Raw genomic sequence first — 18,019 nt, 5'->3', positions numbered from 1 at the left:
GGATGTCCGTGCAATGGCGGAGCTGGAACCTTTATATTTGATTCAAACGACGTGCCTTTGCTGCGAGCAGCCTTTCCATACATCGCGGGTCCGGTCCAGCTTCAAGAAAACGGCGAAGACCGACACCGATTTTTGCATGCACTACAAGACGGTCAATCCGGATTATTACGTCGTCCGGGTATGTCCGTTCTGCGGCTTCTCCTTCACCGAGAACTTTTCCGAGCGGATGACGCCGAAGCATAAGAGCCTGTACTACGACAGGCTCGGGAAAAATTGGAACGCGCTCGACTTGACCGGGGAGCGGGATTGGAACGCGGCGATGCAGTCGTACAAGCTCGCGCTCGTCTGCGCGCAGATCAAGGAGGAGAAGGATCGCGTCGTCGCGGGCTTGCTCCACCATATCGCGTGGCTGTACCGGTACAAGGACAACCGGGAGCAGGAGAACCGGTTCCTCGAATTCGCGCTGGACGCTTACGTGAAAGTGTTCGAGACGGAAGGGGCGGACGTGAACAATGCGCGCCTCATGTACTTGATCGGCGAGCTTCATCGCAGGCTGGCGAATTACCAGCAGGCGGTGCTCTGGTTCGGTCGCGTCATCAATGACAAGAAAATTATGGATTCCGCGATGATCCGGGCTTCCCGGGAGCAATGGGTACAGACGCGCGAGGATATGCTGGCGGCGAAGATGGAGCTGCCGGAGGAGATGCGCGAGAGCGGGACTTGAGGATACATCCGAATAACGGGAGAGAAGACCGGGCGACCGGTCTTTTTTGGTATGGCCGTCGTTTCTGCGACAAACGTCCCGCCGCACGATACCGACAGGACGTTCAGGAATAGAGGGAAAGCGGCTCCCGATTGTCGAAAAACGTATAGCGGTTTTTGCCGCCTCGCTTGGAGACGTACAGCGCCTGATCCGCTTCCGCGATGAGCCGGTACAGGTCGTCGCCGGGACGCTCGGATACGGCGATGCCGATCGAAATGGAGATCGCCTTATCCGGTTGCACCTCGCGGCCGACGAACGGGTACGCGGCGATTTCGTCGCACAGCCGATGGGCCAGAAATGCGACCAGATTGCGGTCGACGGAGTCGCACATGACGATGAACTCTTCGCCGCCGTAGCGCGCGATATAGTCCTTCTCGCCGATCGTCCCCCGCATGAGGCTTCCCGCCTCGCGGAGCAGCTGGTCGCCTTGCAGATGGCCGAGCGTATCGTTAAAGTTTTTGAAATTATCGATGTCGATCATGAAAATGCTGATGCGCCGCTTCTTCAACGTGCTGCCGGCGATTTCCAAAAAGCTGCGAAAATTCGGCAGTCCGGTCAGCCGGTCCTGGTTCGCCTCCAGCTCGAGCTGGCGCTGCAGCAGCCACGTCTTGTTCTCGTCGTTATGGAGCGCGATCAGGACGAGCAGGCACAGCAGCGTAATGACGAACATGTAGCCGTTCATCGCCGCATAATGGAGCCAGTCGCTTCGGAAAAGCAAAATGCCGGCCGCCGTCTTGACGGCGAACAGCAAAACGGCGATTTTGACCCCGTCGACGAGCCGCAGCGGCTCGAAGCCCGAACGATATTCCTTCCGGTGCAGAAACGAGCTGATCAAGGCGGGGAACAACAAGCCGTGCAGCAGCTCGTAGATCAAATACGGCTGCTGGAGCCATAGGCCGTACGCCGCGGGCGGAATCGTCGACAGGAGCGCCACGGGCAAGCCGAGCCGCAGCCCCGCCATAATGATCGGAATGTACCGGAGATCGTTGATGATCAAGTCGGCCGGAATCGGCAAAAGCATCATGAGAACGGAGGAGAGTCCGGTAAACAGGGGAACGAGCACCATTTCGTTCGTGCCGCCGATTACGCGGTTTCGCAGCTTGATCGCGACGTAGCTTAGCGTAATCAAGGTGCAGGAGTTCGTCACCGGAATGAGGAAATCGTTCATAAACGTATCGCTCCCGAGAAGGCTGCAGCATACAGTGCCGTGAAAATGTATAGTATTCGATAGAGCGGATCGAAAATCCTCTTTTTGGCTCCGGCGTTGCGCATAAAAATCGGCGCCATGGGCGGGTCAGCGGCGGCGGACGATACGGTCGGCGAGCAAGTAATCGCGGTCCGCGTCGACGGCCGTTATTTTTTCCCGGCAGCAGGGGAACACGATCAGCTTTTTGCGCCCTTCCCGGATCGGCTGGAGGTCGTTCGTCTTGAGCGCCAGGTGAACGTTGCGTTCCCCGCAATACGGGCATTCGACGAGATAAACGTCTCGGCCGATCGTTTCGTAAGGCAGCGTATTCTCAAACGGAATCATGACGCCGGTCCGTTCTTCCCGCCGGAGCCGGAGCCGTCGGCCGAATCCGCGCCGGGTTGCTGCTGGGCCAGCTCGGCCAGCTTCTGGATCAGGATATGCTGGGGCATATGCATAAGCCGCTCGATCGGCACTTGCAGCGCTTCCGCAAGCTTGACGGCGGTTTCGGGCGATATTTGCAACGGTCTCATGGGACGTTCCTCCCGGTCGTAGTTTATCGCGGTTGGCCGCGTTGTACCCATTATACAACAGACGGGCCGCATTCTCGAATCGGTTCGCGCGTTTCATAATTGCGGAGAAATATGGTTTAATGTTGTCATAACGATAACACGAAAGGTGAGATGGCCATGACGCAACGGTATAGCCTCGTTTGGGATTTGGACGTCTTTTTCCCCGGGGGGAGCGCCTCCCCGCAGTTCGCCGCGTTTCTCGAGGAGACGGAGCGCGAGATCGGATCGTTCCGCGATGCCGTGGCTTCCGCCGCGGAGCGGGACGGTGCGCCCGGCGCCGATACGCTGGCCGCGCTGATCGAACGGATGCAGAGCATCGTTTTGAAGCTGCGCGAAGCGGATTCGTTCGCCGGCTGTCTCGCCTCGGAGAACCAGGCCGATAAGAAGGCGGTGCAGCTGAACGGACGAATCGCGTCCCTCGGCGCGGCGTTCTCCTCGGTGCTGACCCGATTCGACGAGCTGCTGAAGCGGGTGCCCGATTCGGACTGGAGCGCGCTGCTGCAATCGGAGCCGTTCCGCCCGGTCGCCTTCCCGATCGACGAGCGCCGCCAGCTGGCGAAGGAGAAGCTGGCTCCCGAGCTGGAATCGCTCATCGGCGATTTGGCCGTGGACGGTTATCACGGCTGGGGCGAGGCGTACAACACGGTCGTCGGCAAGTTCAAGCTCGAGTTCGAGGAGAACGGCTCCGTCACCGCGCTGTCCGCCGGACAAGCGGCGAACAAGCTGCACAGCCCGGACCGGAACGTCCGTACGCGGCTGTTCGCGGAATGGGAGAAAGCGTGGGGCGAGCAGGCCGATTACGCGGCCGACGCCTTGAACCGGCTCGCCGGCTTCCGCATTCAGACGTACAAGCACCGGGGCTGGGACTCGATATTGAAGGAGCCGCTCGACGTCAATCGGATGTCGGAGAAAACGCTGTCGGTCATGTGGGACGTCATCGAACGGAACAAGCCGATCTTCGTCGACTACTTGAACCGGAAAGCGAAGCTGCTCGGCCTCGACACGCTGTCGTGGCACGACGTCGAAGCGCCGGTCGGCGAGGCGGGGAACGATATCCCGTTCGACGCGGCGGCCGACATGATCGTGGAGCAGTTCCGACGGTTCAGCCCGAAGATGGCCGATTTCGCCGAGATGGCGTTCGCCGAGCGGTGGATCGAGGCGGAGGACCGCCCCGGCAAGCGTCCCGGCGGGTTTTGCACGTCGTTTCCGATCAAGGGGCAGACGCGCATCTTCATGACGTACGCCAACACGGCGTCGAACGTGTCGACGCTGGCGCACGAGCTCGGTCATGCGTACCATCAGCACGTCATGAACGACATGCCGGCGCTGGCGCAGGAGTATGCGATGAACGTGGCGGAGACGGCGTCCACCTTCGCGGAAATGATCGTCTCGGACGCGGCGGTCAAGCAAGCGTCGACCGACGCGGAGCGGCTTGCGCTGCTCGAGGATAAAATTCAACGGTCCGTCGCGTTTTTCATGAACATCCACGCGCGCTTCCTGTTCGAGACCGAGTTCTACGAGCTGCGCTGCGGCGGGCTGGTGGGCGTCGAGCAGCTGAACGAGCTGATGACGAGCGCGCAGCGCCGGGCGTTCCAGGATGCGCTGAGCGAATATCATCCCCATTTTTGGGCGTCGAAGCTGCATTTTTACATTACGAGCGTGCCGTTCTACAATTTCCCGTACACGTTCGGCTATTTGTTCAGCTCCGGCCTGTACGCCGTCGCGCAGAAGGAAGGCGCCGGGTTCGAGGACCGCTACGTCGCGCTGCTGCGGGACACGGGCAGCATGACCGTGGAGCGGCTTGCCGAGAAGCATCTCGGCGTCGACTTGACGCAGCCGGACTTTTGGCAAAGCGCGGTCGACCTCGCCGTCGCCGACGTGAAGCAGTTCCTCGCGATGACGGAATGACGCGCGAAGCGTAAAGAAGAGCCCCCACTCCTCTCGAAGGGAATCGGGGGCTTTCGCTTTGCGGCTCAGAACTTGAAAATTTGGATCGTCCGCTGCAGCGTACCGGCCGTCTGCATGAGCTGCTCGGACTGGCGGACGAGCGCCTCGACGACGGCGATCTGCTCGTTCATGGCGGCGGATACTTCCTCCGTCCCGGCGGCGGACTGCTGCGTAATGGCCGCGATATTTTCCATCGTCGCGGAGATCGTCGTGGCGGATTCGAGCATCCGGTCGCTTTCCTTCGCGAACTGCTGGATCGTCTCGGCGATGAATTCGATGCTATGTACGATTTGGGAGAAGATCGCTTCCGTCTCATGGATGAGCGTCGTCTGCGTGCGGACGATTTCGGCGTTGTTCGCCATTTGTCGAAGCGCGAGCTCGATCCCCTGGTCGATGTTGCGGACGAGGTTGAACACTTCCTTCGTCGAGGCGGTCGATTCCTCGGCCAGCTTGCGCACCTCTTGGGCGACGACGGCGAACCCTTTGCCGTGCTCCCCGGCCCGGGCCGCTTCGATGGAGGCGTTCAGCGACAGCAGGTTCGTCTGCTCGGCGATTTCGGAAATCGTCCTCGTCATGTTCGAGATGCCCTTCGCCTGCTCCGCCAGCCGGTCGATCGTCTCGGATACGGTGGACGTCGCTTCGACGTTGCGCTTCATGCCTTCGCCCTGGCTTTCGACCGCTTCGCGGCCCCGCTGCACGAGGCGGATCATCGCATCGGACTTTTCGTTCATTTCCTTGGTCGAAAGGGCGTACGAGGATACCTTCTGCTCGATGTCCTTGATGGCGCCGGATATCGTCGCGATTTCTTCCGTTATTTTGATCGAACCGGCCGCGAGCTCGTTGGCCGATTGCGTGACATGGCCGAGGACGTCTTTCAGCTGCCGGTTTTTGTCGCTTCCTTCGCGGCTCGTATCGACGACGGAACGGGTGATGGACGTCGTCTCGTTCAAGATGCCCCGCAGCTTGTCGATCATCTGGTTGAACGTCTTCCCGAGCTCGCCCAAGGCGTCGTTCGTGTCGACGTGAACTTTCATCGAGAAGTCGCCTTTGGCGATGTTAAGCGCGATGCGGGACATGCTCTCGATCGGCCCTGTAAGCGCTCTCTCCAACCACCCGATAAAAGGGACGCTGGCGCCGATCAGCACGAGGACGACGACCAGGGAAAGGACGAACGAGACGTCCGACATCCAGGCGAAGACGAGCGTAAGCGCGGAGAATACCGCTACGAGCGAGTAGCAGCCGATTTGCAGTTTCCTTTTGAAGGAGAGACCCTGGAAACCGTTCATCATGATTCGACCCCTTTTCCATATTCTAGATAACGCCTCGATTATATCATGTCGAATCGTATCGGTCTATCGCCTTATGTTCAAACTTAGGTCCCAAGTACCCTAGTGGATGCGAAAAGGCGTGACTATAATGATGGTACGGACGACCCCCACATATCGACAGGCCGTTTCGAAACCTGTACTAGCTTAAAGGATCGAGAAACGAGGGATACGGATGTCACTCGCCAACTGCAAAAGCTGCGGCCGGCTGTTCGTGCGGCAAAAGTCCGAACACTGCGATGCGTGCCGGGAGCGCAACGAGAGAGATTACTTCACGATGCGCAATTTCCTGAAGGCGAACCCGCGCAGCACCGTCCTCGACATTCACGAGAAGACGGGCATTCCGCTGTCGAAGGTGCTGGAGATGCGCAAGGAAAGCTTCGCGCCGTACGGTCATTGATTCGCGTCGTTGCGATCGCGATCTACATAACAGGGCTCGTTCCGCTCCGGCGGGACGGGCCCTTTGTCGTGCAGGCTTTATGACAAAATCCAGCAAGCTAGGCCATTGTAACCAGAAAGTTGGTTGGATTTGTAAATTGTTGTTGAAAAAGGTGGAACGTCGCAGTATAATGTGACGTAAGACCCACATGAATATGACATAAGTTCCATAATTATGAAAAAGAAAGGAGGGAATTCATGATCGATCAGCTGTCCCTATCCCGGCAGCTGGACATGGTATTCAGAGAACTTCAGCAAGAGCTGTCCCAGCTGTCTTCCGGGACCATATTCGTACATATCCGGAACAACTTGATCGGGAAATTCGGGGTGCGCCATCTTCCGTTAGAGGCGGCCGACGGCAAGGTCGAGCCCAAGGCGTCGGGGCTGACGGCTTTGCAAGTGCGCTCGTTCCAGAAGATGGCGGTGGACGCGCTCAAGTACAAGACGAACTGGACACACGGGGAAATCCATTTCGACTTCACCGTCCGCCAGAACAAGCTTTGCACGAGCGTGCAATTCGAGAGCAATTACAATATGTCGAACTTGCTGTTTCATAAAACGAACTGATTTCTTTTATCTTTCATCCGCGGAGCTTTACAAGTGGCCCGGCGCGTCGAGCGCCGGGCTTTTTTTCTTAAAGGGCATTCTTCGGAAAACCGTATTGTGATAAAGTGGGCGATAATGGGATATTTCCCTTGTATTTCTTTTCCGACGGGTTTCGATCCTACCAACAAACGGAAAGGAGTTCATGATGGCATCCAAAAAGACATACATGATTGCAATTCTCCTTCTTGCAGTTTGTGTCGGCATTTATGGGCTGGCAAGCGTTAAAAACAACGGAGCGGGGGAGGGGAGCCGTCTGATTGTCGATCCATATCGTTATTTAAACGATTATGCGGCCCGAGTTCAAATGGAAGCCCGCTATTTTCTTGAATTAAGTCAAAATTTGAATACCAGGTCGGATGCATTCCTGTATACAAAAGGCTATCTGGAACGAAATAGTACGGATGATTATTTCAAAAGTGTGGAAAGGGCGATGCTGGACGCGTACGAAGAAAAGGATAAGCCGGTTGTCAATCAAATAATCGGCGTGAACAACGAAATCAACATCCTGATCGGGAATCTATACGACTATTTAAATCGTCATGACGATAACGATTTTGCCAAAAAGTGGGGAGATATTCAAAAAAGGCTGCAGGCCATCTACCCCTTGTTAGTTTCCGGCTCTTCAAGCGACGTAACGCTCTATAACGTCTCGAACAATCCGAGTGAATTTGTTAACAATAAAGAATTGCACGTTTTGTTGGAAAAAGTGAGTCAGATCATAAACGACATTTATGGACTGATCCGGAGTCCGTGATCCATTTCGAAATGAGTTCATTCCGATCCCGGCGAGAAAAGAGCCCGGCGCGTCGAGCGCCGGGCTTTTTTTCGCCGGTCGGAGCAAGGCGAGCACGAACGGTGGCGGAACGGTTCGGCCTACCGTTCCTGACGCAGCAGCTCGTCGACCTGCTCGCACAGCTCCGGCTCGCCGATCAGGCCGGACCAGTATTTTTTGAGCAGCTGGCGCAAGCCGGCAAGCGCCGGCGACGTCAAGCCGAGCTCGCGGTGGAGCCGGTACGAGGCCATAATTTCGCGGAACAGGTAATAGCGGCGCGGCCGGTTCATCGGATCGTCGGGAACGGCGGGCGATTCGGCCGTTTCTTTGTGCGCCGGCAAGCTGAGCGTGCGCTCCCGGATCATCCGCTGCGCCCGCGGCGAAGCGAAATAGTCGGCCAGCAGGCGGGCCGCTTCGGGATGCTTGGCGCCGGCCGCCGCCGCGACGCCGATGACGTTGACGAGCGAGCGCGGCTCGAACAAGTACGGCAGCGGCGAGATGTCGTAGTCGAGACCGGTCGATTTGAACTCGTTGATCGTCATGTAGTTCGTCATGATCATCGATACTTTTCCTTGCGCGAACAGCTCGGTCACGTCGTCGCTGTTCTCGGACAAATAGTTCGGGAAGACGTCCGGGTCGGAGATGATCCGCTTGCACAGCCGGATCGTGTCCATCATCCGGGAGCCGGCAAGACGCAAAGGCTCGTCCCCGACGGCCGCGAACCGCATGCCGCTCTGCAGCAAAAACGCCGGCCAGCGGTTGTCCGACAGCAGGTAAAAGTACAGGCCGTGGCGTTCGCCGGGCTTGGTCAGAGCCGCCGCATGGCGGATCGCGTCGTCCCACGTCCAGCCGCCGTCCGGCTCAGGGACGCCCGCCTCGCGGAAGTGGGCGCGGTTGTAGGCGAGCACGATCGGCGAGAAGACGACGGGCCGGGCGTAAACCGCCCCTTCGAAGACGAACGCCTCTTGGGCGGTCCGGTATAGGGAGGGATCGGGCGGAAACGCCGCGAGCCGATGTACGAACCCGGTTTCGCAAAACAATTGGAAGTCCAAATTGTTCAGCGTGAACGCATCGATCAAGCCGTTATCGGCATACTCCCGGACGGAGCCCGTGTAGTTGGACGAGGACTGCACCGGAATCGCCTTGACGCGGACGGCCGGATGGAGGGTGCGGAAGTCGTCCAGCAGCGCCGAAAAAGCGAAGTCCCGCTCGATCGAGGCGCTGAAGCCGATCGTGATCTCGGCCGTCGCCGCCTGCGCCGCCGTGTCCGTGACGCGGCTGCCGACGCGGTCGAGCTTGACGATCAGCCCTTCCTCGACGAGGGCGTCCAGCGCCTTGCGTACCGACTTGTTGCTCAGGCGAAACTGCTCGGCCAGCACCTTCTCGGAAGGCAGATAGTCGCCCGGCGCGTAGTCGCCGTTGCGGATGGCGGCGCCGAGCCGCTCGATCATGCGGCGGAGCCGGGCGTCGAACGTTTTGCGGCTAGGTTTGCCAGGTTTGCCGGTTGGATCAGTCAATGGGATGCCCTCTTTTCGCGTGACGATCGTTTGCTTCCATCATATCGGATGCGGGCCTTTTTGTACAGCAATCTGATGTATATCATTGAACAGAAATAAGGATGTGAGTCAATAAAAGAAAGTATTGACAGCAGAACAGATGGGAATGTAAGATTGGGGCGCAAAATATACATCAACATATACACCAGTAAGGCGTTGTTAACGGTTTTCGGGAAATCGATGTACAGCAGGCAATCGAAACGAACGAACCGGGAGGAGAAACGAACGATGCGTACGGTGAAAATCGGCATGATCGGCTGCGGCAACTTGGGCAAAACGCACGCGAAGTGTATCGCGGATATCGAGGGAATGGAGATCGCCGCCTATTGCGACGTCTACGAGCCGAGCGCGAAGGCGATGCTGGAGCAGTTCGGCGGGAGCTACGCGACGAGCGACGCGGACCGCTTGTTCGACGATCCCGAGCTGGATGCGATCTACGTGACGACCCAGCACGATACGCACGCGGCCTACTGCATCCGCGCCTTGGAGGCCGGCAAGCACGTGCTGGTGGAGAAGCCGCTGGCGATGACGGTGGAGGACTGCGTCCGCATCGGCGAAACGGTGGAGCGGACGGGGAAGAAGCTGTTCACCGCGTTCAAGATGCGGTATTACGAGCTGCTGTGGAAAGCGAAGGAGCTCATCCCGCAGCCCGTTCTCGTAACGATGCAGATGATGGACAATCGGTGGGGAGACGGCATTTGGCCGAACGATCCGGTCAAGGGCGGGGGCAACGTGCTGAGCCAAGGATGTCATTCCGCGGACATATTGCGGTTCGTGGCCGGAGCGGAGCCGATCGAAGTCTACGCGGCGGGGGGCAACTACTACCAGCCGACCGGCGTCGTCGACAATATGGTCGCCGTCTTCCGCTTCGACAATGGCGCGGCCGGCAATTTGGTGCAGGGCGACTGCGGCTGCCCGCCGCTGACGAGCAAATTTTTCATGCAGCTGTTCGCCGAGAACAAGTCGATCACGATCAACGACAGACTAACGACGCTAACCTATACGGAGGCCGGCAAGGAAACGCAGGTGTTCCGGGGGACGGAATCCGGTTTCGTGGAAGAAAACAAGGCGTTTCTCCGCTGCTTGCAGGAGGACGCCCCGGCGCCGATCGACCACGTGGACGGCTTGTATGCGACGCTGATGGTGCTTCAGGCGTTCGAGTCGCTCCGCAGCGGCAAGCCGGAGCCGATCAAGCGGCTGGTGGAGGACGCGGTGTCGGCCGTGTCCGATAAGGGGATCGCATGATCCGGGTGGCGGAGACGAAGCATGCGGTGCACGGCGAGCCGCTCCGGTCTCCGTTCGGCTTCAAGGGGACGTACTTGACCGAGCTGTGGCAGTCCGTCGCGATGATAGCCGGGGACGGCGGAGAGGCGGGGATCGGGGTCGGCGTCCAAAGCCCGCTCTGGTCGGACGCCCGGGTGTTCGTCCGGTACGGGGAGACGGCCGCCAACGAGCTGATGGCCGACTTGACCCGCAGCGCCCTGACCCGGATCGGGTCGACGCGGTTCGAAACCCCGTTCGAGCTGCTCGACGCGGTGCTGCCCGCCGTATGCGCATACGGGCAAAGGTCGACCGGCCTGTCCGATCTGAGGACGACGTTCGCGCTGAACGCGCTCGTCGCGGTCGATCACGCCGCGTGGGGACTGTACGCGAGTGGCAAGGGGCGGCGCTTCAAGGAGCTCGTGCCCGAGACGTATCGTGCGGCGCTCGGCGAGCGGCGGACGCGGCTCGCCGCCATTCCGCTCGTCCCCTACGGAATGGGAGAGGCGGGTATCGCGCAACTGCTGGACGACGGGTACGGTCTGCTGAAAATGAAAATCGGGGCGGATCCGGATCAAGACGGCAGTCAACAAAAGATGCTCGACTGGGACTGCCGCCGGCTGTCGCTCGTCCACGAGATCGCGTCCCGCTACGCGACCGAGCTTACGCAAAGCGGACATATCGCCTATTACTTGGACGCGAACGGCCGTTACGACGGGAAAGACCGTCTGCTCCGTCTGCTCGAGCATGCCGACCGGATCGGCGCGCTCGAGCGGATCGTCCTGTTCGAGGAGCCGTTCCCGGAGGAGGTCGAGCTGGACGTTTCGGACGTCCCCGTCCGGCTGGCGGCCGACGAGAGCGTCCACGACGAGCGCGATGCGCTCGCGCGGATCGAGATGGGGTACGGCGCGCTGGCGCTCAAGCCGGTCGCCAAGACGATGAGCATGAGCCTCAGGGTGGCGAAGCTGGCGCGGGAGAAAGGCGTGCCGTGCTTTTGCGCCGACTTGACGGCAAATCCGCTGCTCGCCGATTGGAACAAAAATGTGGCCGCCAGGCTGTCGCCGCTGCCCGGGCTGAAGGTCGGCATTCTCGAGACGAACGGGCCACAACATTACGTCAACTGGGAACGAATGAAAAGCCGGCATCCCCGCAGCGGGGCCGGCTGGATCGACGCGCGGAGAGGGCTGTTCGCGCTGGACGACGAATTTTACGAGACGGCGGGCGGGGCGCTCGACATCGGGGCCGCCTACGAATCGCTCGTCGTCGGAGGAGGAGAATCATCGGCATGAAACGTTTGCGAATCGGTCTCGTCGATCTCGACACGTCCCATCCGGGCAGCTTCGTCCCGATTCTGCGAAGCATGGGCCACGACGTGGCGGCCGTCTACGACGGCGGTACGATTTATCCCGAAGGCTACGCGGCCGCGTTCGCGAAGGAGCACGGCATCCCCCGCGTCTGCGCGAGCGTGGAGGAGATGGCGGGGCTCGTCGACGCGGCGCTGATCCATAGCTGCGACTGGGATCTCCATGTCGGGCGTGCGCGTCCGTTCGTCGAGGCGGGCAAAGCCGTCTTCCTCGACAAGCCGCTGGCCGGCAACGTGCGCGATTTGCGGCAAATCGAGCGGTGGGCGGAGGAAGGGGCGACGATTACCGGCGGCTCGTCGCTCCGCTACTGCGCCGAGGTGCGCGACTGGCTCGCCCTCGACGTTCCGCGCGAGGAATGGGTGTACGCGTTGGCCGGCTGCGCCGTCGACGAGTTCAACTACGGCATCCACGCGTACTCGATGCTGCACGGCTTGATGGGACCGGGCGTCCGCACCGCCCGCCATCTCGGCGCAGGCGGCGGACAAGACCAGTTCGAGCTGACATGGGAGGACGGTCGGCGGGGTGTCGTCAGCGTCGGGAGGACGTCGGGCTATTTGCCGTTCTATGCCCAGATCGTCACACAGAAGCGGGCCGACGCGATCAAGGTCGACAACGGCAAGCTGTATGCGGCGCTGCTGGAAGCGGTGATGCCGTATTTGGCGGGAGAGGCTCCCGCACCGGTGCCGATCGGGCAGCTGGCCGAGACGGAGCGGGCGGCGATCGCCGCCAAGCTGTCCGCAGAGCGCGGAGGGTTACCCGTCGCGCTGGGCGACATCCCCGACGATTACGCGGGCTACGACGGGGCGGCCTTCGCCCGGTCGTACAAGAAGCTGAAGTTTCCCGCGGCGGCGCCATAACTCCGGCGTACGGACCGCGCGCTCGTACGTCCACGGCGTTTTCCGGAAACATCGGCGCTTCGTTTCATGAATCGACGGCAGCGGATCCGAAGCTATTCCCGAACCGTTTCGGCGGCGGGGGTAGCTTTGCTTTTTTTCGGGTTTTACGCGACTTGGGGGAGACGTGGCGGTGCGTGCGATTATGATATAATGGGGATCATACGCGTGGAAGGGGTGCTCGTTCATGAAGCCCGAGTTCAAGCCCGGAATCGTGAAAGAAACCGGCGTGACGTACGACGACTACGCCAATTTGCCGGACGACGGAAGCCGCTATGAAGTGGCGGACGGCAAGCTGGAATTGATGAGTCCGGGGCCGTCGCCGAGACATCAAGCGGTCGTGGTTCAGTTATTGACGAAGTTGCAGCAAAGCTGCGGCTCCGAATATGTCCTTTACGTGTCGCCGATCGACGTCATCTTGTCGGTGACGGAGGTTAGACAGCCGGATCTTGTCATGATCCGCCGCGATCGGCTCGATATCGTCACGCGGAGAGGGATCGAAGGGGCCCCGGATCTGGTCATCGAGGTGCTGTCGCCGTATTCGGGACGCCGGGACAGGCTTCACAAGACGCGAGCTTATGCGCGTTACGGCATTCCCGAATATTGGATCGCCGATCCGGCGAACCGGATGATCGAGCAATACGTGCTGGAGGGCGACAAGTACGCGCTGGCCGACGTATTCGCCGCAGACGAGCCGGTCCGTTCGGAGCGAATCGGGTGCGCCTCGTTCAAGTTCGGCGACATTTTGCGCGGAATTCCGGATACGCCTGCGGATTGACGGCAAAATGAAAACCCGGCAAGCGCGGGACGAATCCTGCGAAGCCGGGTTTTGCGGTTAAGTATAGGTTAGCGGGAGAACTGGCTGCCGCCGCTCAATTGCTGCTCGGCGATTTGAACCAAGCGACGAGTGATGTGACCTCCGATCGCGCCGGTGTCACGGGTAGCCATGTAGCCCATGTAGCCGTCTTGAGGGATTTGGATTCCGAGCTCTTGAGCCACTTCGTACTTCAGTTGGTCCAAAGCTTGGGACGCTTGAGGTACGACGAGCTGGTTGCTGGAACGACTTTGTCCTTGTGCCATATTTATCACCTCCGTTGATAGGTAGTATGAACACAATTCGAAATCTTACTCAAAAATAAATTGGAAAATCGGACCAAGGGGAGGGGCTCGAACATGTTCGAACTGAATGTCGATCGGCTGTCGTTCGACGAAGGGCTGCAAATCGTCCAAGCCGACGTCCGGCTGGCGATCGACGGCGAATCCGTCGTCGAGGAGCCGCTTTGCGTCGACGTCGGACTGCCGGCGCTGCTGCTGAGCGGGCTGGAGGACACGTCGCCGTATCGGTGGGCGCCCGCGGACGAATGGAGCCGCATGCCGTTTTTCGTCTGCGGCTGCGGGGATCCGGAATGCCGGGCGTATTCGTTTCGGGTGAAGCACCGGAACGGGGAGGAGGCGGAGTGGACGCTGGTCGAGGAGTCGGAGGACGGGACGTACCGCGAGCAGGAGTCTTACGCGGTGCCGCTCGGCGAGTGCCGCGAACAGCTGATCGAGCTTGGCGAACGGTTTCTCGCTTTCGTCGGACCGCTCGATTACAGGCCTTATTTTGCGGATACCGTTCCGGTCGTGCAAGAGCTGGTGGACCGGCTGAAAGCGGCCGTTCGTTGACCGATCGGCTCGTTGCTTAAGGAGAGGAGACAGCGATTTGCCGTCTTGGAAATTTTTATGTCCCGTTGTCGTCCTGCTGCCGCTACTATTCGGCTGCCGTGCCGACCCAAACGCCTTTAACCCGATAGCAAGCGAGAAGCGTTTGCCCGCAAATTTTCATGAAATGGCGTTTTCGAGACCTTCGCCTCCCCATTTTCAATATGTGGTGAAACAAGCAGCCGATCAATCGGAATATGAGGAAGCATGGAGCTTGTATGGATTGCAAGGGAAAAGGCCGAATGTGGACTTTGACGGGAAAATCGTTTATTTCATCGGCGTTTACGAGTCCGGGAGCTGCCCCTACACCCTGAAAAAGGTGGAACTTAGCTCCGATCGCAAAACGTTGACCGTCCCTCTGTCGGAACCGAAAGGCGCGTGTACGACCGATGCGACACCGAGAACGTTCGTAATCGGATTGGATAAAGAAACGGCAAACGAAATCGAGAACGTGGTTATGGTTCGGAGCGGAGTCGAAACGAAGCTTCCGCTAAATCCTTAATACCGCCGGGAGTCTATACAAGAAAAGCCGCCCTCGGGCACGCGGTTACGACGCGGGCGCCCGGGGCGGCCTATTTTTATATTTTCAAACGGAATCCGGCAGCAGCGCCCGAATCGCTTCGTCCTGTGCGAGCAGCTCGCCGAGCCGCTCGCAGTTGTTTTCCGGCGACTCGATCGTCCAGCCGGCCACCTTCGTGCCGCAGACGACGGCGTCCCGGAGCGGCAAGCCGCGCATGAGCCCCATGGCCGCACCCGAGAAGAAGGCGTCGCCCGCCCCGCTCGTATCTTGGACGTTGACCGGGAATACGGTCTGGCGGCCGAATTCCCCGGTATCCGCCGACGCGTAGACGGAGCCGTCCGCCCCGAGCGTAACGACGAGCGACCGCAAGCCGCTTCGCTGCAAGTAGGCGAGCATCGCTTCCTTCTGCGCCGCTTCGTCCAGCTCGTGGACGGGAACGCCCAGAAGCCGCTCCGCCTCGACGTGGTTGCAGATGAAGCAGGAGAGGCTCCGCATCAGCTCGGGATGGCCGAGGACGACTTCGAGGTTGCCGGGAATGCCGTATACCGGCTTTCCGTGCTTCTCGGCCAGCTCCAGCACCCGTTTGGAAATGGTCGCGTTCAAGTCCAGCTCCAGCAGGAGGTGGGACGACTCCCGCACGATCGTGTCGCCGTGCTCGGCGACGATCCGCTCCATCGTCCCGAGGTCGGGCATCTGCGAAATCGAACCCGCCAAATCGCCCGCATGATCCAGCACCGCGAGCCACATCCCCATTCCTTCCCGCTCGGCGGCCCCGACGTATTGCGTGTCCGCGTTCGTCCGGCGCAGCCGCTCGATCACCTCCTGCCCGAGGCCGGTGGCGTCGACGGAGGAGACGAACCGCGTCGGCACGCCCATCCGCGCCAAGTTTTCGGCTACGTTGCGTCCGACTCCTCCATGCACGAAGCGGATCGACCCGAGGTTGCGCCCTGTCGGAATGTAGATGTCCCGGGCGAACCCTTTGCAATCGATAAATACGGTCCCGATGACCGTCGCTTTCAAGCTCATCGTTCGTGTTCTCCCCTTATTCCCGTTCGATCGACAGCGTCGTCCGAACGATCAGTTCCTCGCCCGGCGCGATCGCCCGCATGCCTGTCAGCTCGGGCCCCGCGTCCAGGTTCGGCGCATCCGGCGTCCAAGTGAGCGGCTCGATGCAGATCGTATCGCGGGCCTCGCCCTTCGTATAGACCACCCATTGGGTCACCGGCTCGTTCGCCGAGTAGCGGATCGCGTATCCCGGCTTGGACAGGACGGCCTCGACCGGCCGATCGCCGATGCGGAACGCCATATCCATATTTTGCCCCTCCAAATTCATCCCTTCGTTCAACGCTTCATACCGGCCGAGCGGCAGCCGGCTGCCGGTGGCCAGCAGCTTCTCGTTCAGCTCCCAGATGTCCGACACCGGCAGCTTCAGCGTCCAACGCTCCGGTTCCCCGTCGAGCAGAAACCACGTATGCAGGCCGAAGCCGAAGGGGGCCGGCTCGTCGCTTCCGTTGCGGAACGAGAACGTCTGGACGAAAGACGCGCCGTTCAGTTCGGTACGCGCCCGAATCGTCAGGTCGTGCGGGTACTGCGGAGCGAGCTCCGGAAAGTCGGCCGTACGGAACTCGGTCGTCACCGACGCGGTGTCGCCGTCCGCGCTCGTATCGACGACGCGCCACGGGCGCATGCGCACGAAGCCGTGGATGTAGTGGCCGTCAGGCGTGTTCGGCTCGAACCGGTACGTTCGGCCGTTGAACGGGAACGACGCGCCGCGAATCCGGCTCGGGGGCAGCAGCAGCGGAACGCCGTAGTGTCCCGGACTGGCGCGGAGCTCCTCCGGGCGTTCGGGCGTGCGGAGCACGTCCCGCCCCGCGATTTTATCCCGCAGCCGATACGCGTTGGAGCCGATTTCGGGAATGAGCGAAGCGAGAAAAGTGCCGTTTTCCAGCTCGTATACGGGCGAGCCGTCCCATGATGCTTGACGGACGTTTGCCATGAACGTTGGTTCGCTCCTTTTCGGATCGGAATTCACGCTTCCCATTGTAGCAAACGGGGGAGCCGGTTGTCATGGGCCATTTCCCGAAATCCGGCGGCGGGACGCCATCAGGCGCCGAAATCGTAATTCGGGTACACGTATTGCTCCTTCGGCGGTTCGATTCTCGCAATCTTCTCCGCTTTGACGACGAGCAGCTCCGAGCCGTTGAACGTCGTCCGCCCGATCGTGCCGGTCAGCTCGAGCCATTCGTCGGTCGCGTACAGGTTGGCCCGGTCGAATTCGACGAGCACGCCGAACGGAGCGGCATCCGCGGAGCAGCATTGGACGGCGAACCGTCCGATGACGAACTGCTTGTCGTTCATCGTCTCGTCGCGGTAGACGAAGCCGCTCAGCTTCACTTTTTTGCCGGCGAAGGAGGCGGCGTACAGATCGAGCGTCGTCAACGTCTCCATGTACAGCTCTTCCTTGACGACCATCGGGTCGGTGACGTACAGCTCACGGGCGTGCTTGGCGAACGCTTCGGTGAACTTGTCGGACGGAAACAGCTTGTCGAGGTCGGCGTCGGCTGCCGCGTTTTGGCCGGCCGGTAAAGGCGGGGAGGCGGCATCCGTTCGTTCGGCCGCCGTCGGGTTTGGTTCCGTCGGCTGCGTGCCGGAAGGAGCCGGCTGCTGCGGCTGGACGTCCGGCTGCGGCGAAGCGGTACGAATCGTCGAGGCGCTGTTCAAGTTCATCCCTTTCTTGGCGGCGAGCGAGCTGCCCATCGACGTATCGGGCATCGCGAAGCCGAGAAGCAGCGGAAACGCGAACAGCCCGTACACGAGCATGCTTTTCCAGGCGGGACCGGCATGCGAATGGTCGTGACCGCAGTCGCAGCTTTCGGCGCGCCCCCAATAGGCGCGAACCGCCGTATACAGCTGGTGGGCGCCGACGGCGTACAGGCCGAGCGCGGACAGCTTGACGTAGATCGTCATGCGGGGGGAGATGTAATACAATATTCCGTCCGTTTTTACCAAATAAGCGATATAGACGGCGAAGCCGAACAGCAGGAGAGCGCGGATCGACGGATGGATCCAAGGGAAACGGCTGCTCATCGGTAGGTCAACTCCAATCGGCGAAATAT

The 18,019-nt window shown here is 60.3% G+C and carries 20 protein-coding genes; 11 read left to right on the top strand and 9 right to left on the bottom strand.

Going from position 1 to position 18,019, the window contains the following annotated elements:
- The first annotated feature begins 13 nt into the window (after positions 1-13).
- Complete coding sequence (locus DLM86_RS27520; protein WP_110843281.1) at positions 14-724, top strand: DUF2225 domain-containing protein; 711 nt, start codon at positions 14-16, stop codon at positions 722-724.
- A 103-nt stretch (positions 725-827) separates the two neighbouring features.
- On the opposite strand, the gene DLM86_RS27515 is transcribed toward DLM86_RS27520, so the two are convergent.
- The 3 genes from DLM86_RS27515 to DLM86_RS27505 form a co-directional block, all read right to left on the bottom strand.
- Positions 828-1,931: a GGDEF domain-containing protein gene (locus DLM86_RS27515; RefSeq protein WP_110843280.1), complete on the bottom strand. Its 1,104-nt coding sequence runs from the start codon at positions 1,929-1,931 to the stop codon at positions 828-830.
- Positions 1,932-2,057: 126 nt separating this feature from the next.
- Positions 2,058-2,294: a hypothetical protein gene (locus tag DLM86_RS27510; RefSeq protein WP_110843279.1), complete on the bottom strand. Its 237-nt coding sequence runs from the start codon at positions 2,292-2,294 to the stop codon at positions 2,058-2,060.
- Positions 2,291-2,482 (bottom strand): YycC family protein, encoded by a 192-nt coding sequence (locus tag DLM86_RS27505; protein WP_110843278.1) that lies wholly within the window; start codon positions 2,480-2,482, stop codon positions 2,291-2,293. Before DLM86_RS27505 ends, DLM86_RS27510 begins: the two co-directional genes overlap by 4 nt.
- Positions 2,483-2,638: 156 nt before the next feature.
- On the opposite strand from DLM86_RS27505, the gene DLM86_RS27500 reads away from it, so the two are divergent.
- Positions 2,639-4,429, top strand: coding sequence for a M3 family oligoendopeptidase (locus DLM86_RS27500; protein ID WP_425454003.1), 1,791 nt, complete (start codon positions 2,639-2,641; stop codon positions 4,427-4,429).
- A 65-nt stretch (positions 4,430-4,494) separates the two neighbouring features.
- On the opposite strand, the gene DLM86_RS27495 is transcribed toward DLM86_RS27500, so the two are convergent.
- A complete protein-coding gene (locus DLM86_RS27495) occupies positions 4,495-5,757 on the bottom strand; it encodes a methyl-accepting chemotaxis protein (RefSeq protein WP_342773122.1) in 1,263 nt (420 codons plus the stop codon).
- Between the two features lie 211 nt (positions 5,758-5,968).
- Between DLM86_RS27495 and DLM86_RS27490 the strand changes: the two genes are divergently transcribed.
- The 3 genes from DLM86_RS27490 to DLM86_RS27475 all read left to right on the top strand — a co-directional run bounded on the left by DLM86_RS27490 (position 5,969) and on the right by DLM86_RS27475 (position 7,591).
- Positions 5,969-6,193: a hypothetical protein gene (locus DLM86_RS27490; protein ID WP_110843276.1), complete on the top strand. Its 225-nt coding sequence runs from the start codon at positions 5,969-5,971 to the stop codon at positions 6,191-6,193.
- A gap of 236 nt (positions 6,194-6,429) precedes the next feature.
- Complete coding sequence (locus tag DLM86_RS27485) at positions 6,430-6,798, top strand: O-methyltransferase (protein ID WP_110843275.1); 369 nt, start codon at positions 6,430-6,432, stop codon at positions 6,796-6,798.
- Positions 6,799-6,979: 181 nt separating this feature from the next.
- Positions 6,980-7,591, top strand: a complete 612-nt coding sequence (locus tag DLM86_RS27475; RefSeq protein ID WP_158289690.1) for a hypothetical protein — start codon at positions 6,980-6,982, stop codon at positions 7,589-7,591.
- A 119-nt stretch (positions 7,592-7,710) separates the two neighbouring features.
- On the opposite strand, the gene DLM86_RS27470 is transcribed toward DLM86_RS27475, so the two are convergent.
- Positions 7,711-9,126, bottom strand: coding sequence for an extracellular solute-binding protein (locus tag DLM86_RS27470; RefSeq protein WP_146250316.1), 1,416 nt, complete (start codon positions 9,124-9,126; stop codon positions 7,711-7,713).
- Positions 9,127-9,393: 267 nt separating this feature from the next.
- On the opposite strand from DLM86_RS27470, the gene DLM86_RS27465 reads away from it, so the two are divergent.
- The 4 genes from DLM86_RS27465 to DLM86_RS27450 all read left to right on the top strand — a co-directional run bounded on the left by DLM86_RS27465 (position 9,394) and on the right by DLM86_RS27450 (position 13,460).
- Positions 9,394-10,410 (top strand): Gfo/Idh/MocA family protein, encoded by a 1,017-nt coding sequence (locus DLM86_RS27465; protein ID WP_158289689.1) that lies wholly within the window; start codon positions 9,394-9,396, stop codon positions 10,408-10,410.
- Entirely contained in the window at positions 10,407-11,714 is a 1,308-nt protein-coding gene (locus DLM86_RS27460) for an enolase C-terminal domain-like protein (protein WP_110843270.1), read from the top strand. The genes DLM86_RS27465 and DLM86_RS27460 overlap by 4 nt, the downstream gene beginning before the upstream one ends.
- Complete coding sequence (locus tag DLM86_RS27455) at positions 11,711-12,646, top strand: Gfo/Idh/MocA family protein (RefSeq protein ID WP_110843269.1); 936 nt, start codon at positions 11,711-11,713, stop codon at positions 12,644-12,646. Before DLM86_RS27460 ends, DLM86_RS27455 begins: the two co-directional genes overlap by 4 nt.
- Before the next feature lie 223 nt (positions 12,647-12,869).
- Complete coding sequence (locus DLM86_RS27450) at positions 12,870-13,460, top strand: Uma2 family endonuclease (protein WP_110843268.1); 591 nt, start codon at positions 12,870-12,872, stop codon at positions 13,458-13,460.
- A gap of 68 nt (positions 13,461-13,528) precedes the next feature.
- Here the strand turns inward: DLM86_RS27450 and DLM86_RS27445 are convergent, their stop codons facing one another.
- Positions 13,529-13,762: an alpha/beta-type small acid-soluble spore protein gene (locus DLM86_RS27445; protein WP_110843267.1), complete on the bottom strand. Its 234-nt coding sequence runs from the start codon at positions 13,760-13,762 to the stop codon at positions 13,529-13,531.
- Between the two features lie 93 nt (positions 13,763-13,855).
- Here DLM86_RS27445 and DLM86_RS27440 point away from each other — a divergent pair, with 93 nt between their 5' ends.
- Positions 13,856-14,347 carry a hypothetical protein gene (locus DLM86_RS27440; RefSeq protein WP_110843266.1) on the top strand — a complete coding sequence of 164 codons (492 nt, stop codon included), beginning with the start codon at positions 13,856-13,858 and terminating at the stop codon, positions 14,345-14,347.
- Positions 14,348-14,384: 37 nt separating this feature from the next.
- Positions 14,385-14,885 (top strand): hypothetical protein, encoded by a 501-nt coding sequence (locus tag DLM86_RS31840; protein WP_146250314.1) that lies wholly within the window; start codon positions 14,385-14,387, stop codon positions 14,883-14,885.
- Positions 14,886-14,969: 84 nt separating this feature from the next.
- Here the strand turns inward: DLM86_RS31840 and DLM86_RS27430 are convergent, their stop codons facing one another.
- The 3 genes from DLM86_RS27430 to DLM86_RS27420 form a co-directional block, all read right to left on the bottom strand.
- Positions 14,970-15,929 carry a carbohydrate kinase family protein gene (locus DLM86_RS27430; RefSeq protein WP_110843264.1) on the bottom strand — a complete coding sequence of 320 codons (960 nt, stop codon included), beginning with the start codon at positions 15,927-15,929 and terminating at the stop codon, positions 14,970-14,972.
- Between the two features lie 16 nt (positions 15,930-15,945).
- Complete coding sequence (locus DLM86_RS27425; protein WP_110843263.1) at positions 15,946-16,899, bottom strand: aldose 1-epimerase; 954 nt, start codon at positions 16,897-16,899, stop codon at positions 15,946-15,948.
- Positions 16,900-17,006: 107 nt separating this feature from the next.
- On the bottom strand, positions 17,007-17,990 hold the full coding sequence (locus DLM86_RS27420; protein ID WP_110843262.1) for a TIGR03943 family putative permease subunit: 984 nt from the start codon (positions 17,988-17,990) through the stop codon (positions 17,007-17,009).
- Positions 17,991-18,019: the final 29 nt, after the last annotated feature.

The sequence above is a fragment of the Paenibacillus flagellatus genome, from assembly GCF_003217775.1.
Lineage (GTDB): Bacteria > Bacillota > Bacilli > Paenibacillales > NBRC-103111 > Paenibacillus_AB > Paenibacillus_AB flagellatus.
Note: the sequence above shows the minus strand (reverse complement) of the source record. Positions and strands in the feature narration are given on the sequence as shown.

Coding starts and splice junctions, on each gene's coding strand:
- DLM86_RS27500 (WP_425454003.1), top strand. CDS start 2,639: ATGACGCAACGGTATAGCCTCGTTTGGGATTTGGACGTCTTTTTCCCC.
- DLM86_RS27455 (WP_110843269.1), top strand. CDS start 11,711: ATGAAACGTTTGCGAATCGGTCTCGTCGATCTCGACACGTCCCATCCG.
- DLM86_RS27510 (WP_110843279.1), bottom strand. CDS start 2,294: ATGATTCCGTTTGAGAATACGCTGCCTTACGAAACGATCGGCCGAGAC.
- DLM86_RS27445 (WP_110843267.1), bottom strand. CDS start 13,762: ATGGCACAAGGACAAAGTCGTTCCAGCAACCAGCTCGTCGTACCTCAA.
- DLM86_RS27425 (WP_110843263.1), bottom strand. CDS start 16,899: ATGGCAAACGTCCGTCAAGCATCATGGGACGGCTCGCCCGTATACGAG.
- DLM86_RS27420 (WP_110843262.1), bottom strand. CDS start 17,990: ATGAGCAGCCGTTTCCCTTGGATCCATCCGTCGATCCGCGCTCTCCTG.
- DLM86_RS27460 (WP_110843270.1), top strand. CDS start 10,407: ATGATCCGGGTGGCGGAGACGAAGCATGCGGTGCACGGCGAGCCGCTC.
- DLM86_RS27450 (WP_110843268.1), top strand. CDS start 12,870: ATGAAGCCCGAGTTCAAGCCCGGAATCGTGAAAGAAACCGGCGTGACG.
- DLM86_RS27430 (WP_110843264.1), bottom strand. CDS start 15,929: ATGAGCTTGAAAGCGACGGTCATCGGGACCGTATTTATCGATTGCAAA.
- DLM86_RS27515 (WP_110843280.1), bottom strand. CDS start 1,931: ATGAACGATTTCCTCATTCCGGTGACGAACTCCTGCACCTTGATTACG.
- DLM86_RS27495 (WP_342773122.1), bottom strand. CDS start 5,757: ATGATGAACGGTTTCCAGGGTCTCTCCTTCAAAAGGAAACTGCAAATC.
- DLM86_RS27440 (WP_110843266.1), top strand. CDS start 13,856: ATGTTCGAACTGAATGTCGATCGGCTGTCGTTCGACGAAGGGCTGCAA.
- DLM86_RS27485 (WP_110843275.1), top strand. CDS start 6,430: ATGATCGATCAGCTGTCCCTATCCCGGCAGCTGGACATGGTATTCAGA.
- DLM86_RS27520 (WP_110843281.1), top strand. CDS start 14: ATGGCGGAGCTGGAACCTTTATATTTGATTCAAACGACGTGCCTTTGC.
- DLM86_RS27490 (WP_110843276.1), top strand. CDS start 5,969: ATGTCACTCGCCAACTGCAAAAGCTGCGGCCGGCTGTTCGTGCGGCAA.
- DLM86_RS27505 (WP_110843278.1), bottom strand. CDS start 2,482: ATGAGACCGTTGCAAATATCGCCCGAAACCGCCGTCAAGCTTGCGGAA.
- DLM86_RS27465 (WP_158289689.1), top strand. CDS start 9,394: ATGCGTACGGTGAAAATCGGCATGATCGGCTGCGGCAACTTGGGCAAA.
- DLM86_RS27475 (WP_158289690.1), top strand. CDS start 6,980: ATGATGGCATCCAAAAAGACATACATGATTGCAATTCTCCTTCTTGCA.